At 59.1% G+C, this 15,989-nt stretch carries 16 protein-coding genes and 5 pseudogenes; 10 read left to right on the top strand and 11 right to left on the bottom strand.

The features are described 5' to 3' along the window. Positions 1-48 precede the first annotated feature (48 nt). From JZM24_RS18255 to fliR, 8 genes and pseudogenes are all read left to right on the top strand, one after another. A pseudogene (locus JZM24_RS18255) lies at positions 49-138 on the top strand (hypothetical protein); the annotation flags it as partial. A 259-nt stretch (positions 139-397) separates the two neighbouring features. Further along, a complete protein-coding gene (fliL, locus tag JZM24_RS01835; protein WP_215668371.1) occupies positions 398-877 on the top strand; it encodes a flagellar basal body-associated protein FliL in 480 nt (159 codons plus the stop codon). Between the two features lie 5 nt (positions 878-882). Then, on the top strand, positions 883-1,884 hold the full coding sequence (gene fliM, locus JZM24_RS01830) for a flagellar motor switch protein FliM (protein WP_215668370.1): 1,002 nt from the start codon (positions 883-885) through the stop codon (positions 1,882-1,884). Continuing rightward, positions 1,877-2,293, top strand: a complete 417-nt coding sequence (gene fliN / locus JZM24_RS01825) for a flagellar motor switch protein FliN (protein ID WP_215668369.1) — start codon at positions 1,877-1,879, stop codon at positions 2,291-2,293. The genes fliM and fliN overlap by 8 nt, the downstream gene beginning before the upstream one ends. A 314-nt stretch (positions 2,294-2,607) precedes the next feature. Next, entirely contained in the window at positions 2,608-2,940 is a 333-nt protein-coding gene (fliO, locus tag JZM24_RS01820) for a flagellar biosynthetic protein FliO (protein WP_215668368.1), read from the top strand. A gap of 53 nt (positions 2,941-2,993) precedes the next feature. After that, positions 2,994-3,699: pseudogene (gene fliP, locus JZM24_RS01815) on the top strand (flagellar type III secretion system pore protein FliP). A gap of 20 nt (positions 3,700-3,719) precedes the next feature. Continuing rightward, positions 3,720-3,962: pseudogene (fliQ, locus tag JZM24_RS18250) on the top strand (flagellar biosynthesis protein FliQ); the annotation flags it as partial. Positions 3,963-3,992: 30 nt separating this feature from the next. Beyond that, positions 3,993-4,775 (top strand): flagellar biosynthetic protein FliR, encoded by a 783-nt coding sequence (gene fliR / locus JZM24_RS01810; protein ID WP_246579975.1) that lies wholly within the window; start codon positions 3,993-3,995, stop codon positions 4,773-4,775. A gap of 12 nt (positions 4,776-4,787) precedes the next feature. On the opposite strand, the gene flgL is transcribed toward fliR, so the two are convergent. The 11 genes and pseudogenes from flgL to flgB form a co-directional block, all read right to left on the bottom strand. After that, on the bottom strand, positions 4,788-5,738 hold the full coding sequence (gene flgL, locus JZM24_RS01805) for a flagellar hook-associated protein FlgL (protein WP_215668366.1): 951 nt from the start codon (positions 5,736-5,738) through the stop codon (positions 4,788-4,790). A gap of 42 nt (positions 5,739-5,780) precedes the next feature. Continuing rightward, a pseudogene (gene flgK, locus JZM24_RS01800) lies at positions 5,781-7,421 on the bottom strand (flagellar hook-associated protein FlgK). Between the two features lie 121 nt (positions 7,422-7,542). Beyond that, positions 7,543-8,414, bottom strand: a pseudogene (flgJ, locus tag JZM24_RS01795) (flagellar assembly peptidoglycan hydrolase FlgJ). Further along, positions 8,414-9,520 (bottom strand): flagellar basal body P-ring protein FlgI, encoded by a 1,107-nt coding sequence (locus JZM24_RS01790; protein ID WP_215668365.1) that lies wholly within the window; start codon positions 9,518-9,520, stop codon positions 8,414-8,416. The pseudogene flgJ and the gene JZM24_RS01790 overlap by 1 nt, the downstream one beginning before the upstream one ends. 8 nt (positions 9,521-9,528) lie before the next feature. Next, positions 9,529-10,206 carry a flagellar basal body L-ring protein FlgH gene (locus JZM24_RS01785; protein ID WP_215668364.1) on the bottom strand — a complete coding sequence of 226 codons (678 nt, stop codon included), beginning with the start codon at positions 10,204-10,206 and terminating at the stop codon, positions 9,529-9,531. A 1-nt stretch (position 10,207) separates the two neighbouring features. Beyond that, complete coding sequence (gene flgG, locus JZM24_RS01780; protein ID WP_215668363.1) at positions 10,208-10,990, bottom strand: flagellar basal-body rod protein FlgG; 783 nt, start codon at positions 10,988-10,990, stop codon at positions 10,208-10,210. A gap of 18 nt (positions 10,991-11,008) precedes the next feature. Next, on the bottom strand, positions 11,009-11,761 hold the full coding sequence (gene flgF, locus JZM24_RS01775; RefSeq protein WP_215668362.1) for a flagellar basal-body rod protein FlgF: 753 nt from the start codon (positions 11,759-11,761) through the stop codon (positions 11,009-11,011). A gap of 18 nt (positions 11,762-11,779) precedes the next feature. Continuing rightward, entirely contained in the window at positions 11,780-12,985 is a 1,206-nt protein-coding gene (flgE, locus tag JZM24_RS01770; protein ID WP_215668361.1) for a flagellar hook protein FlgE, read from the bottom strand. Positions 12,986-13,039: 54 nt separating this feature from the next. Further along, on the bottom strand, positions 13,040-13,705 hold the full coding sequence (locus tag JZM24_RS01765; protein ID WP_215668360.1) for a flagellar hook assembly protein FlgD: 666 nt from the start codon (positions 13,703-13,705) through the stop codon (positions 13,040-13,042). A gap of 13 nt (positions 13,706-13,718) precedes the next feature. Next, entirely contained in the window at positions 13,719-14,123 is a 405-nt protein-coding gene (gene flgC, locus JZM24_RS01760) for a flagellar basal body rod protein FlgC (protein WP_215668359.1), read from the bottom strand. Positions 14,124-14,189: 66 nt separating this feature from the next. Beyond that, entirely contained in the window at positions 14,190-14,549 is a 360-nt protein-coding gene (gene flgB / locus JZM24_RS01755) for a flagellar basal body rod protein FlgB (RefSeq protein ID WP_215668358.1), read from the bottom strand. Positions 14,550-15,085: 536 nt separating this feature from the next. Between flgB and JZM24_RS01750 the strand changes: the two genes are divergently transcribed. Next, positions 15,086-15,670, top strand: a complete 585-nt coding sequence (locus JZM24_RS01750) for a hypothetical protein (RefSeq protein ID WP_215668357.1) — start codon at positions 15,086-15,088, stop codon at positions 15,668-15,670. Further along, the gene (gene flgA, locus JZM24_RS01745; RefSeq protein ID WP_215668356.1) at positions 15,615-15,989 is read left to right on the top strand and encodes a flagellar basal body P-ring formation chaperone FlgA; all 375 of its coding nucleotides are present in this window, start codon (positions 15,615-15,617) and stop codon (positions 15,987-15,989) included. The genes JZM24_RS01750 and flgA overlap by 56 nt, the downstream gene beginning before the upstream one ends.

Here is a 15,989-nt window from a genome sequence, read left to right as displayed (position 1 = left end):
CGCCCGTCGGCGACGTGGATACCGTCATTCTACCGGCCACGGCCCTGCGCGCTGCCCCATTTACGCACGGCGCTGGCGGAAAGCGGCATACAGCTCGGCCAAAGCAGCATCGGCGGCCAGGCCTACTCCGGCGGCCAGAACGGCGACGGCAACGCGGCCGCGGGTGTTTACCCCGGTTAACGATAGTGCGCCACAGGGCCAACCCCTCCAGAGCGTTACCGCCGTCAGCCACGGCCGCATTAACACCTATATCTGACCGGCGCGGGGAAATAAGCATAAATTACATCTTCTATTCAGGCCATTGATGGCGAGAAATAGCGGCATAATTGGCGGCAATTAACCGATGGGCATCAGCTACGCCTGATGCCCATCGTCATGCTCAAGGAATTGTTACCCCATGTCTGAATCTGCGCGTCCCATCACCCGCACGTCCGCCCCCTGGATCGCGCTGCTGGTCATCGTCCTCATTGCCGCCAGCGGCGCGGCGGGTTATTTCTGGTGGCAATTGCGTGCCGCCGCGAAGACGCCGGCGACAACGTCTCTGGCGCCACCGCCAGCGCCGGTCTTTATGGTGCTGGAAACCTTTACCGTTAACGTCGCCAATCCCGACAACGACTTGGACCGGGTACTGTATGTCGGCCTGACCCTGCGTCTGCCCAATGAACAGACGCGCAAAACCTTCAATGATTATCTGCCGCTGGTGCGCAGCCGCCTGTTGCTGTTGTTGTCGCGCCAGCAGGCCGGCGAACTGGCCAGCCAGCAGGGCAAGCAGGGACTCATTGATAAGATAAAACAAACCTTGGCCGACCCGTTGGTCGCAGGTCAACCGCGGCAAGTGGTGGACGACGTGCTGTTTACCGCTTTCATTCTGCGCTGACCACTATGGCCGACAGCGTCCTCTCGCAGGCGGAAATCGATGCGTTGCTCAACGGCGACGATATCGTCGAGCAGCCGGCCAGCCCCGGCGCCGAACCGGAGATCAAGCCATACGATCCATACACCCAGCGACGGGTGGTGCGCGAGCGATTGCAGGCGCTGGAAATTATCAACGAGCGTTTCGCCCGCCATTTCCGCATGGGGCTGTTTAATTTGTTGCGCCGCAGCCCGGACATTACCGTCGGCGCCATCCAGATCCAGCCTTACCATGAGTTTGCCCGCAATTTACCGGTGCCGACCAACCTGAATCTTATTCATCTCAAACCGTTGCGCGGTACGGCGCTGTTTGTATTTTCACCCAGTCTGGTGTTTATCGCGGTGGATAACCTGTTTGGCGGCGACGGACGCTTCCCCATTCGGGTTGAAGGACGGGAGTTTACCCATACCGAACAGCGGATTATCCGCCGTATGCTGCGTCTGGCGCTGGAAGGGTATCAGGAGGCACGGCAGGCCATTTACCAACTCACTATCGAATATGTCCGCGCCGAGATGCAGGTGAAGTTCACCAATATTACCTACTCGTCTAACGATATCGTGGTGACCACCCCGTTCCACGTGGAAATTGGATCACTGGTAGGGGAATTCTATATCTGTATTCCGTTTTCCATGATCGAGCCGCTGCGGGAATTGCTGGCCAATCCGCCGCTGGAAAACTCCCGTCTGGAAGATCAAAGCTGGCGCGAAAACCTGGTGCGGCAGGTCCAGCACTCGGAATTGGAGCTGGTGGCCAATTTTACCGACGTGTCGCTACGGTTATCGGAAATTTTGCGATTGGCGACGGGGGATGTGTTGCCCATCGAAAAGCCCGAGCATATCACCGCCTATGTCGATGGCGTGCCGGTGCTCAACGGCCAGTACGGCACGTTGGGCGGCCAATATGCGTTATGCGTCGACCAACTGATTAATCCTGTATTGAACTCCCAGAATGAGGAATCGCCCAATGACTGAGCCGACCAAACCGTCTGCCGATGAGAACCCTGCCGCGGACGATCTGTGGGCTGAAGCGCTTGCGCAGCAGGATGGCGATCGGGAACGGGCGGCGTCCACCGACGGCATTTTCTCCCCGCTGGCGGGAAAAGGCGGCAACGGACCGCTACAGGATATCGACCTGATTATGGATATCCCGGTCAAGATGACCGTGGAGCTTGGGCGCACCAAAATGACCATCAAAGAGCTGTTGCGTCTGGCGCAAGGGTCGGTGGTCCCGCTGGACGGCCTGGCGGGCGAACCGCTGGATATTCTTATCAACGGTTATCTTATCGCGCCGGGGGAGGTGGTAGTAGTGGCGGACAAATACGGCGTTCGCATCACCGACATTATCACCCCGTCCGAGCGGATGCGCAGGTTGAGCCGCTAAATGACCGCTTCGCCGTTACGCAACAGTCCGTCACTGACTACCGCCGCAGCGCCTGCACCCGGCCAATCTGCGCTGACAGAGCAGCCCGTAACCCGCGTACGCGACGCGGCTATATCGTCCATGGACGCCACCCCGGGCTGACGGAGTCGCCCATAATCAGCGCTGGCGACGCCGCTATACCGCCCGCGCACGCCCACCCCGGGCTGCCGGGTCAGACTCGCCCCGCCGTCACGGGAGGGGAATACGCCGCGCCCGCGCCGGCCTTTAGCGCCAGCGGCGCGCTTACCCAGGTCGGCTGTGCGCTGCTCGGTATTTTGCTGCTGATAATAATCGGCGGCTGGCTGCTGAAAACGCTGCGGCTGACGCCCGCCGGCCGCAGCGGTAATCGGCTGGCAATCCGGGCCAGCTGTAGCGTCGGGCCGCGGGAAAAAGTTCTCATCATGCAGGTGGACGACACCTGGCTGGTGCTGGGCGTTACGCCGCAGCATATCACCACGCTGCATAGCTTGCCCGCCCCGGCGCAGACTGAGCACGATGCATGCGGCCCCGCGCCGGCGCAGACTGAGCACGATGCATGCGGCCCCGCGCCGGAGGATTTTCGCCAGCGTCTACTGCGGCTGTCTCGTCAGCGGAGCGGTAACGCATGATTCGCCAACGCAGAAAATCAAGCGGGTTCCGCCCCGCGTACGCCGCAGCGCTTATGCTGCTGTTCGCCCCGGCCTTGCTGCGCGCAATTACCCGGCATTATCAGCCAGCCGCTGCCCGGCGGCGGTCAGAACTGGTCGTTGCCGGTACAGACGCTGGTGTTTTTGACCTCGCTGACCTTCATCCCGGCGGCGTTATTGATGATGACCAGTTTCACCCGCATCACTATCGTGCTGGGGCTCTTGCGCTGCGCCATTGGTACACCGTCGGCGCCCCCCAATCAGGTGCTGCTGGGTTTGGCGCTGTTTTTAACTTTTTTTGTCATGTCGCCGGTGCTGGATTCCATTTACACCGAGGCATATCTGCCGCTAAGCGAAAATAAAATTTCGATGCAGACCGCGCTGGAGCGGGGATCGCAGTCGTTGCGCGCCTTTATGCTGCGCCAGACGCGGGAGGCGGATCTGGGTCTGTTCGCCCGCCTGGCCAACGTGCCACCTCTGGAGGGGCCGGAGGCGGTGCCGATGCGCATCCTACTGCCGGCCTATGTCACCAGCGAGCTGAAAACGGCTTTCCAGATAGGGTTTACGCTGTTTATTCCTTTTTTGATTATCGATCTGGTGGTGGCCTCGGTACTGATGGCCTTGGAGATGATGATGGTACCGCCGGCGACCATCTCGATACCGTTCAAACTGATGCTCTTCGTGCTGGTGGATGGCTGGCAGCTGCTGCTCAGCTCTCTGGCGCAAAGTTTTTATAGCTAGTTTTTTTACAGGCGGTACCAATGACACCGGAATCGGTAATGGCCCTCGGCCATGAAGGTATGCTCATCGCGCTGGCGCTGGCGGCGCCGTTACTGCTGGCGGCCTTGTTCAGCGGGCTTGTCATCAGCCTGCTCCAGGCCGCCACCCAGGTCAATGAGATGACGCTCTCGTTTATCCCGAAAATTCTGGCGGTGGTGGCCACCATCACCCTCGCCGGTCCCTGGATGTTAAATCTGATTTTGGACTACATGCGCACTCTGTTGACCAATCTGCCGCTCATGGAGGGGCTGACTATGCTGCAATGGGATAGCGGTCAGCTCGCGGCGCTGCTGCCGCAACTGTTTTGGCCGCTGCTGCGGATTCTGGCGCTCATTAGTACCGCCCCGTTGTTCAGCGAAAAATCGATTCTCGTACCGGTAAAACTCGGGCTGGGGGTCTTGATAGCCTTGCTGATTGCGCCCTCGCTGCCCACCGTCGACATGCCGCTGTTTTCGCTCCCCGGTTTTTGGCTGGCGGTCAAACAAATCCTGATAGGCACCGCCCTCGGCCTGACGATGCAGCTGACCTTCGCCGCCGTACGCATGGCCGGCGAGGTCATCGGGCTGCAAATGGGGCTGTCTTTTGCGACCTTTTTTGATCCCGCCAGCGGGTTGAATACCCCGCTGTTGGCGCGCCTGCTCAATCTGCTCGCCCTGCTGGTGTTTATCAGCCTGAACGGCCACTTGTGGCTATTGTCGCTGCTGGCGGACAGTTTTCATACTTTGCCGCTGGACAGTCAGCAGCTGGATCCCGGCGCCTTTATGGCGCTGGCCCGCGCCGGCGGCATTATTTTCTTGAATGGCATGATGCTGTCGCTGCCGCTTATCTGCATGCTGATGACGCTCAATATCGCCCTGGGATTACTGAACCGCATCACGCCGCAGTTAACGGTGTTCGTTATCGGCTTTCCACTGACCCTGACGGTGGGCATTCTGACCTTTAGCCTGCTGCTGCCGCTGCTGGCGCCATCCTGGGAAAAAATGATGGGAGAAGTGTTCGATCTGCTGTCGGAGATCCTCCGCGGGATGTCCCGCTGAGGATCCCGCCGATTACTGGCTGAACAGCGACATGGATTGCATAGCGGTAAAGGTACTGTAAGCGGCCTGCAATGCAACCTGTTGCTGGCTGTAATCGGAGATCTCCTGATACCAGTCCAAATCCACCAGCGCGCTGATATTATCGCTGATAAGCGTGCTGCGGCTGGTGCCGAGGCTGTCCAGCTCATTAAGCTTGCTGCCCACCGAACTTTGTACCGACAGGACAGTATCCAGCGAATTAGACAAACAGCGGCTGGCTTTACCGATGGCGGCGGTATAGTCATCGGTCACGGTGCTGTCGGCATCCTCGAGGGGGGTGTTCAGCGCCTTAAGCGCGATATCCAGCGTATTGAAAATATTGCTTTCGCTGTCGCCGCCGTCCGGCTCGGGGGTATAACCTGCCGTCAGGCTCATGAACACCGCCGAACCGGTATCGCCGACGGTCAGGCTGCGGCTGGCGTCGACCTGCTGCGTCATCGCCTGGCCTCCGCCGCTATAACTGATACTGCCGTCCTCGGCCTCGACGAACGGCGCACTGTTGGTTTTATAACCGGAGAACAGATAGTTGCCATTACCGTCCTGACTATTGGCCAGATTCAGCAACTGATCTTTATAAGACTGCAACTGCGTCGCCAGCGACTGCCGATCCTTATCGCTAAGCGTACCGTCGCCCGCCTGCACCAACAGCGTCTGAGCGCTTTGAATGACGTCGGTCACCTGTTCCAGCACCGTGGTTTCCGAGGACAGACTGTTGGTGGCGCTGGTGCGCGCCGCGCTGTATTGGCTGTTGAGGGCCTGGCTTTGGCTGAGTTTGACTGCCTGGGAGGCGGCAATCGGGTCGTCGGATGGTACATTAACCCGCTTACCGGTTGCCAATTGTTGACCGGTATTTTCCCATTTGCTGTAAGACTCGCTGATAGCGTCTAAATTACGCTGGTAAATCATACTGGTGCTCAGGCGCATGGTGGTGTCCCCTTACGACATGACAAAAGAGCAGCGATGGCGTTAGCCAAGCGCCGATAATAAGGCATAGAAAATGGTTCCGGCAGTGGTCATGACCTTGGAATTGGCCTGGTAGTACTGCTGATAACGCTGCAGATCCACGTATTCCTCATCCAGATTGACGCCGGAAATCGACTGCTGCTTCTCGGTCAGCTGGCTTACCATGCTGGCCTGCGTTGTGGCGGTGATTTTGGCATTGCTGGTCTCGGTGCCGACTTTACTGACCAGCTATGCATAGGCGGTCGACAGCGTCGCGCTACCGCCCACCAGTTTGGTGTTTTGCAGCGCCAGCAGCGCCTCGGCATTGCGATTATCGCCGTCGCCGCTCTCGTCGTCCGCCTGAACCGCGGCAATAAGACCGTGGTCGGTGATGGCGACGCTGAGGCCCTGAATAACATTTGAGACCGTTTTTAACTGATAGCTGTCATTGACGCTCGGGGTGCCGCTCACCGACATACTCAGCCACTCGAAGCTCAGGACGGTGGCACCCCCCGCGTCGGTGCTGGTGGTATAATCCACGCTGGCGCCGTCGCTGTTGCGGGTTATTTGCCAGCCGTCGGCGGTGTATTTGGCCGTGTAATCGGAGGCTTTGTCCGCCGTGCCGTCGCTAAAAGCCACGCTCAGCGCGGCGCTGCCGGTATTACGGGTGTTGCTGACGACCGTCGGGCTGCCGAGGGTGAAGAATTCGCCGCCGGCATCGCCATTGAGATCCACCCCGGCCTGATGTTGCTGATTAAAACTGTCGGCGAACGCCAGCGCAATTTGCCCCAGCTGATTGCGGGCGTCGGCCAGCGCACCGTCACGAAAGCTCAGCATACCGCCCAGACTGCCGCCCGAGAGGGTGGCGGGGTTTATCTCGCTCAGGGTGCCATTGCCGCGATCGTATGCCAGCGCCATCTGCGACGCATCCGCCGCGGACGGTACCACCGCTAATGAATAGGCGCTGCTGCCCTGCACCAGGGTCAGGCCGCTACCGATAGTCAGGCTAAGGGTGCTGTCGTCCTGCACCGTCACATTGACGCCGACCAGCCCATTGAGCGAGTTGACCAATTGGTCGCGTTGATCCAGTAGCGCATTGGACTCTGAACCGGTGCCCTGACGGGCTATCTGGGCATTAAGATTGGCAATCTGTTTCGCGTAAGTGTTGATTTGATCGGCGGTGGCGGAGAGCTGGCTGTCGATGGCGCTGTCCATATCACGCAGCGTGTTGTCCAGACTGCTGAACTGGCTGACCAGATTCTGTCCGCTGCCGATCACCGTCTGGCGCGACGCGCTATCGCTGGCGGCCGAGGACAACGCCTGCAGGGAGGCGAAAAAAGTGCTCATCTGGGTGGACAAGTCCGTATCCGAATCGGAAAGCAGATTATCGATTTGGCTGATGTTATCCGAATAGGTGCTGGCCGCGGCGGCAGAGGTAGAGGCGGCGCGTAGCTGTCCTACCACCAGCGAGTCATAGGCGCGGCTGATACCGGTGATGGTCACGCCATTGCCCAGCGCCCCGCTTTGCTGGGCCTCACTCAGCGTCACGCGCTGCAAATTATAGCCGTCGACATAAGCGTTGCTGATATTGTTAGAGGTCGTGGCCAGCGCTATCTGGGCGGCTTTTAATCCGGAAGAAGCGATACTGTATAATGGGCTGGACATAACTTTTCCTTTCTTCCTGGTGGTAAATAAAAAAACCGGCGGATAATAACGGCAATTAAAAAAATAACGGCGCTAAGGGGCAAAACTTTAGAGCGCATAAAAAAGAATTCGCCGGGCGTTATTAAAACAGCGAGCTTAAATCATGGGTATAGTCTTTTACCGCCCGGTGGGCGGTATCTTTCAATTGGCCGATTATCTGCACCAGTTTTTCCCCATAGCCGGGATCGGTGGCGTAGCCGGCGCGCTGCAGCGCATAAGCCCCCACTTCGGGTTGCCGGGCGTTGACCACCTCACGATAGCGGGGATTGGTGGTGAGCAGCGAAATATAGTCTTCGATGGCTGACAAATAAGAGTCGTATACTTTGAAACGCTGAGGGATTTTTACCGCCCTGCCGTTTTCATATTCCGTCGTCATCACGGTGGTCGATGCGCCCTGCCAATCAGGCGTGGCTTTAATGCCGAAGACGTTATGGCTCGGTTTTCCGTCGGCGGTAGGGATTTCTCGCTTACCCCAGCCGGATTCCATCGCCGCCTGTGCCAAAATTAGATGATGGGAAATACCGCTGCGGGCACCGGCGATCATTGCGGGGATGGCCAGCCGCTCGGTGAAGCTGCCGCCGCCGGTACCTTTATGCCGCCTGCGCTGCTGGGGGAAATGCTGCGGCGCGCGATGCCTCAGCAAGGAGGGAGAGTCGCAGACCTCAATTGCTTCACCATCATATCCGCCAGCCACAGCCCTTTGGCGGAGAGCTGCTGGGCTATTTGCTGATCATACAGGCTGGTGTAGAGCTGTGTTTGGTGATTATCCAGCAGCCCTTCCTGCGGCAGCGCATAGCGCATGCTTTTTAGCATCATCTGCACAAACAGGCACTCGACCTGTTTCGCCACCGCTTTCAGGGCCTGCGGTGACTGGGCCGCCGCCTGCTGATGGAGTTTATTCAGCGCGTTGGCGTCATAAGCGGGGGATAAATCCATACTCTCCAGCGGCGGCATCAAATAATCTCCAGTTCGGCCTGCAGACAGCCGGCGCTTTTCATCGCTTGCAGGATCGACATCAAATCGTTCGGCGTCGCGCCCAGGGCGTTCATCGCCCGGATAACATTATTCAGGCTGGCGCTGGATTCCACTTTTTGCAGCGAACCGCCGTTTTGCCGTACCGAAATCTGGGTCTGCGGCGTGACAACCGTATTGCCGTTGGTGAACGGCGTGTCCGGCTGGCTAACGTTCAGTTGGCTGTCCACCACGACGGAAAGATTGCCCTGCGCCACCGCGCAATTCTCCAGGGTGACATTCCTGTTCATCACGACCGAACCGGTACGCGAGTTGATAATCACCTTCGCATCCATCTGGCCGACGGCGATATCAATATCCTGGATTTGCGCCAGAAAACGAACCTGCGCGCTGTTGTCGGCCGGTAGGCTGACTTCCACGGTGCGGCCATCCAGCGCCAGGGCAACCCCCATCCCGTTAAAGCGATTTATGGCGTCGCTAATGCGCTGGGACAGACTGAAGTTTTCCGTCTTGAGCTGCAACGATAACAGCGGGCTGCGGCCAAAGGTGCTGGGTAATTCCAGCTCAATCACCGCGCCATTGTTTATCCGTCCTCCCGACAGCTGATTGATTTGAACCCGGCTGCCGCCGGCACTGGCGCCCGCGCCGCCGACCAGCAGGTTGCCCTGGGCCAGCGCATAGACCTGACCGTCCGCGCCCTTGAGCGGCGTCATCAACAGCGTGCCGCCGCGCAGGCTTTTGGCCGAACCCATCGACGATACCACGACATCGATGGTCTGGCCGGCGCGGGCAAAAGCCGGATAATTCCCGGTCACCATCGCCGCCGCGACGTTTTTCAGTTGCATATTGGTACCGCTCGGCACGGTGATCCCCAACTGCGATAACATATTTTTCAGGCTTTGGGTGGTAAACGGCGTCTGGGTAGTCTGATCGCCGGTGCCGTCCAGGCCCACAACCAGGCCATAGCCAATGAGCGGGTTATCCCGCACGCCCTGGATATACACCAGATCCCGCAGACGTTCGGCACCGGCGGGCGCCACCAACAGCGAGATGAGCAGCGCGGCGGCGGCGGACGGGTTCCTGGTCATGATGGCCTCTAATAAGGAAGAACATTCAGGAAAAAGCGCTGTAGCCAGCCCATTTCCTGTGCTTCGTTGATATACCCTTTACCCACGTACTCGATGCGGGCGTCCGCCACCTGCGTCGACACCACCGTGTTATCGCCGTTGATGGTGCGCGGGTTTACGACGCCGGAAAAGCGAATGTATTCGGTGCCATGATTGATAGCGATCTGCTTTTCGCCCACCACTCTCAGGTTGCCGTTAGCCAGGACCTCGGCCACCGTCACGGTCATGGTGCCGGTAAAGGTGTTTTTCGCCGAGGCGCCGCCTTTACCGTCAAAATCATTGGTGCCTTTCGCATCCAGGTCCGCTTTCTGGTTACCAATCAACCCGTTAAGCATTTTCGGCACCGTGGCGAACTCAAGCGTGTTGCTACCCTCGCGCGACGCGTTGGCCGACGAGCTTTTGCTGGCGCTGACATTCTCTTGCAAGGTAATCGTCAGGATGTCGCCCACATTACGCGGCCGCCGATCCTCAAATAGGGGTTGATAGCCATAATTCATCGGCTGGACGCCCTGAAAAATCGACCCGTTCGCTACCGGCATCGACGCCGGGGCCGGCTGGGCGGAGGTAGGCCCTGCCACCAGATCTTTGTGGGGCAGATACGCGCAGCCCGCCAGACACAACGCACCCGCGCCGTAGGCGTTCATCATGTTAAAGTTGCGTCAGTTTCTGCAGCATGGCGTCGGAGGTACTGACAGCTTTGCTGTTGATTTCGTAAGCGCGCTGCACCTGGATCATATCCACCAGCTCTTCCGCCACGTTGACGTTCGAGGTTTCCACGTAGCCCTGGTTGAGCAATCCCGCGCCGTTTTGCCCGGGGGTGGACTCATTGGGCGCGCCTGAACTGTCGGTCTCCTGGTACAGGTTCTCCCCCAGACTTTGCAGCCCCGCCTCGTTGATAAAGTTGCTCAGCGTTAACTGCCCCACCTGCGTGGCGTTGGCCTGCCCCTGCACCGTCACGCTCACCACGCCGTCGCGGGCGATGGTCACGGTCAGGACATTGTCGGGAATGGTGATAGCCGGTTGAATCGGGTAGCCACTGGAGGTCACCATCTGGCCGTTTTGATCGACCTGAAACGAGCCATCGCGCGTATAGGCGGTGGAGCCGTCCGGCATTTGCACCTGGAAAAACCCCTTGCCGTTGATGGCTACATCTTTGCTGTTGTCGGTTTGCTCCAAGTTGCCCTGGCTGTGCAGCCGCTCGGTGCCGACGGTACGCACCCCGGTGCCCAATTGCAGCCCCGAGGGCAGCGAGGTCTGCTCCGACGATTGCGCCCCCGGTTGACGGATAATTTGATACAGTAGATCCTCGAACACCGCGCGCTGGCGCTTAAAGCCGTTGGTGCTAACGTTGGCCAGGTTGTTCGATATCACATCCATGTTGGTCTGCTGGGCATCCAGTCCCGTTTTGGCAATCCACAGAGAACGGATCATCCGTTGACTCTCCTGAAATTAGCTAAGGGACAAAAGCTGGTTGGCCTGCTGGGCGTTCTGATCCACGCTGGCAATCACCTTCATTTGCATTTCAAAACGACGGGCGGTGCCAATCATGTCCACCAGGGTTTCGGCCGTATTGACGTTGCTGCCTTCCATCACGCCGGACATGACGCGGACGGCATTATCATTCGGCAACGGCGCCTGTGCGCCCTGGCCGTCGTCGTACTGATGAAACAGGCCGTCATCGCCGCGCACCAGCGCGCCAGTATCGTCGGTTACCCGCTTCAGTTGCCCTACCGGCCCCACGGTGTTCAACGCATCGCCATCGCCCAACGCCGACACGGTACCGTCATCGCCGATAGTGAGGGAAGCCTGCGTCGGCACCGCCAGCGGGCCGTTTTGCCCCATGAGCGGATAACCCTGCACCGTCAGCTGCCCATCGGCATCCTGCTGAATATTGCCGTTGCGGGTATAGGCTTCCTGACCATCGGTCAGTTGCACCGCCAGAAAGCCGTCGCCGCCGAGCGCAACATCCAGCGGACGGTCGGTGGTCTGAATTGGCCCGGGCGTCATTAGCGCGCCCGGCGTCGAGGCTACGCTCAGGGTTCGGGTCGGCAGGGATTCCCCCTCCACCGGCACCGCGCGCGCTGCAGACAGCTGTGCGCGGAAACCCGTGGTAGACGCATTGGCGAGATTGTTGGCAATCACCGCCTGGTGGTCCAACGACGCCGCGGCCGCGCCCATGGCGGTGTAAATAGCGTGATCCATAGGGTTGTTCCGTTACGGTTAGCGCAGGCTGACCAGCGTTTGCAAAATCGCGTCTTGGGTTTTGATGGTTTGCGCGTTGGATTGGTAATCACGCTGGGCGACGATCATGTTCACCAGTTCCTGACTGAGGTTGACGTTGGACGTCTCCAGCGCACCGCTGGTCAAGGTGCCGAACGTCCCGCTACCGGCGGTGCCGACAATGGCCTGACCCGAGGCGGCGGTGGCGGACCACAGGTTGTTGCCGTCGGATTGCAGCCCCTGCGGGTTGGCAAAATTCGCCAGTACAATCTGGCCCAACAGCTGGGTTTTGCCGTTGGAGTAGGTACCGGAAATGGTTCCATCGTCATTAATGGTGTAACTGGTCAAATCGCCGGCGCTGTAGCCGTCTTGGGTCTGGCTGCTCACGCTACTGCTGCTGGCATATTGCTGCCGGGTGCCGTCAAAGGAGAGATTGAAGGTCTGCGCCGGCGCGCCGTTCAGCGCGGCCATATTGATGGAAAACGTATCGGTGCCGGTTAACTGGCCGTTGGTGTCAAAATTGAGCGTGCCGACGTCGTTAACGGTACCGTCGCCGTCACTGTTGTCCACGCTGTAGACTTGCCAGGTGTTATCGTCGGTTTTGGCGAAATACAGGCTCACGTTGTGCGGGTTGCCCAGGCTGTCATAGGTGGTCAACGGCTGGAAAAAACTGTAGGTGCTGCTATCGTCGGGATCAAAGGTGGCCGTGCCGACGGACGTCGCGCTGGAGGTCAGGCTCATCACCATCGAGCCGGTGGTAGTGGCGCTGGCGGACAACCCTTGGCTGGGGATGGTCAGCGCCACCGGGTCGGCCCCCTGCTGGATGGTGGCAGGGTTGCCGCTGGCGGCATAGCCCGTGACCACGTAGCCGCTGCTGTTGACCAACTGGCGATCCGCGTTGAGGGAAAATTCGCCGTTGCGGGAGTAGTATACGGCGCCACTGCTGTCGACCAGCCGGAAAAAACCATTATTGGAGATGGCGACGTCGAGACCATTGTCGGTGGAGCTTACCGTGCCATCATTAAAGTTCTGGGTCACCGAGGCCACCTTCACCCCCAGCCCGACCTTCGAGCTGGAAAATACATCGGCAAACGAGACCGAGCCGGCTTTAAAGCCGTTGGTTTCGGCGTTGGCGATGTTATTGCCAATGACGTCCAGATTGCTTGATGCGGCGTTTAACCCGCTGACCGCCTGTGAAAAACTCATTGATACTCTCCTGTGGGAGTGGCCGCGGCATGCCCTGCGCGCTTTAATTAGTCGTTAAATAATTTGTTTGATCTTATCGAGGGTGACATTTCCAGACAGGCCGAGATTCAGCTGCGTGGTGCCGTTGCTATTACTGACGCCATACACCTCGGCGTATTTCAGCGCCGTCGCGGTGGTGGTGCTGCTACTGACGCTAAAGCTGTAGGAACCTTCGGCCACCGCTGTGCCGGCATCGTCGGTGCCGTCCCAGCTATATGCGTGCGCGCCGGCGGTCTGGCTGCCCAGGTTTACGGTTTTAACCGTGTTGCCACTGGCATCCTGAATAGTGACCACCACATCGCTGGCGGCGGCATCCAGTTCTACGCCGAAAGGCGTGGTGGAGCTATCGCTGCCGACCAGGATGGTATCGCCGTCGATCATCACGCCGTGTCCAACCAGGGTGGTCGCTTGCAGGTTCTGGCTGGTAGTGAGCTGGCTGGAGATCGATCCCAGCGTGGTATTGAGATTTTCGATGCCGCTCAGAGTGCTGATCTGCGCCAGTTGGGTGGTCAATTCGGCGTTATCCAGCGGATTGGTGGGATCCTGATTACGCAACTGCGCCACCAACAGCGTGAGAAAGTTATTCTGCAAATCCGCGCTGCTTTCACTCCCGCTGCTGGACGTCGCGCTTGCGGCACTGGCGCTGGAGGCGGTTTCATTCAAATTCACGGCTAAACTCATTTTTGGCCTCCCGTTACTGACCGAGCGTCAGCGTTTTCTGCATCAATGTTTTGGCGGTATTCAACACTTCGATGTTGGCCTGGTAGCTGCGCGACGCGGACATGCTGTCAACCATTTCATTGACCACATTGACGTTGGGCATGCGGACATAGCCCTTGTCGTCAGCCAGCGGATTGCCAGGCTGATACAGCAACTTATCCGGCTGCGTCGACTCGATAACATCGCTGACCTGGACGCCGCCCATCACCTGCCCGGCCGGCGCGGCGACCTGAAATATCACCTGCTTGGCCCGGTACGGCTGATCGTCAGGACCAGACACACTGTCGGCGTTGGCCAGATTGCTGGCGGCCACGTTCATGCGCTCGGACTGGGCATTAAGCGCCGAGCCAGCGATGGCGAAAATCGAGGTCATCCCCATGGCTTATTACCCCTGTAATACGCTGTTCATACCTTTGATCTGGCCCCCCAGCAGGGTCAGGCCGGTTTAGTATTGCAGGCTATTTTCCGCAAAGGCCGTGCGTTCCCTGTCCATGTTGACGGTGTTGCCGTCCATTGCCGGCTGGTCGGGAATGCGGTACAGCAGCTCGGTTGCGGGTTCAATCTTGCTGGTCCCGGCAATATGGGCGGCGGAAGTGGTGGTAAGCGCTAACGTCTCGCCGCTGGCCCGTCCTTGCGTCAGGGCTTTGGATAATTCCGCCGAGAAATCGATATCGCGCGCTTGATAACCGGGGGTATCGGCGTTGGCAACGTTGGCAGCGATGATGCTTTGGCGCTGCGCGCGTAAGTTGAGGGCTTCTTGTTGAAACCGCATCATGTCATCGAGCTTATACAAGCATATTTGCATATTATTTTAAGGATAATGATTAATGGAACACAGCTTATGCTTAATGCAGCCAGCCCTATCGCCCGAATAAGGGCGAAAAGAAGGGCTATTTTCTCCATTGGGCTGCTGGGGGAAGGGTAAACTACTTGCCACCGGCGGTATCGCCGGCGGCGGCGCCAGGCCCGAAGCCGGAAACCAGAAACCGGAAACCAAAACAGAAATTAGAGACTAAACCAGAAGTCCAAATCGGGAGGCGAACAGCGGGTTCCGTAGCCGCATGCGACAACGCCAAAGTGCGGTGCCGATAAACTGGACGACTACGCTAAGTGCGGTGCCGGTAAACAGGACGGCCACGCCAAAGTCGGTGTCGGTAAACTGGACGCTGTATTCACAGGGCGGTTAGTGGGCACCCGGCATGCGGCAGCCGAAGAGAGGGTCCCGGCGTTGGGTGTTAATAGGTGGGAAAGGGCGCCAGAAGACGGATGCCCTAAATCGCACGTCGTAACATGCCGTTCGCAAATGACAAATCGCAAACCAGCAGAATGGGAGAGGCAGGGGTGACAATAAACATGACTTCCGACGTCTGCGCGCAACGTCACAGCGACGCGGGAGGGGACGCTGGCCAGCCCGTCGGTAAGGTGTCTGTTCCTACCCTGCCTATCGAATGCGGGGGCGCGTCGCGGTTTTGCCCGCCGGCCCGCCTCACCCGTATTATAACGCGGCAGTGGAAAGCGTCATCACACGCCGCCGACGCTGTCGCGCGGCAGCTGGCAACGTTGCCCATCACATCCTGCGACAGGCCGCAACGGCGCAGGCTGGGCTATGCACTGACCTGCATGCTGCTGCTCAGCGCCACCCAGGCCGTCGCCGAAGGGACGCTGACCGCGCAGCTAACGGCGTTTATGCAGCGCCAATTCACGCCGGCGCCGTTGTCGCTGCGGGTGCAGGTAATGACGCCCGCCGAACGGCGATTGACCTGCGCGCAGCCGTTATTTTCACTGCCCGCGCGCACCCGGGTGATGGGCAATCTCAGTCTGCGCATGGTATGTGGCGGCCAGACGCGTTACCTACAGGTCTCCGGTGCAGGTGACCGACCGCTATCTGGTAGCGGCGCGACCCATTGCGGCGCGCCAGACGCTTAGCGATGCCGACATTGACTGGCGCACCGGCCGGCTGGATCTGCCGCCGTTGCGCGATCGCGACGCGGTCACCGGCAGTGTTAGCGAGCGCGTTATCGGCAGCGGCCAGCCGCTGACCGCTGCCTTGCTGCGTCGCGCCTGGCTTATTCACTCGGGACAGAGGGTGACGGTCATCGCCGGCGGCGACGGTTTCGCGCTGCACAGTTTAGGCAAAGCCCTTGGCAACGGCGCCGCAAACGACACCATCAGGGTGAAAATGGATTCCGGCCAACAGGTCAGCGGCACGGTCACTACCGCTGGACAAGTGCGTGTCTTATTATAA

This window comes from Candidatus Sodalis endolongispinus, assembly GCF_018777395.1.
In the GTDB taxonomy this organism is placed as follows: Bacteria; Pseudomonadota; Gammaproteobacteria; order Enterobacterales; family Enterobacteriaceae; genus Sodalis_B; species Sodalis_B endolongispinus.
The sequence above is the reverse complement of the archived record's forward strand: the minus strand, read 5'-3'. Positions and strand labels throughout refer to the sequence as shown.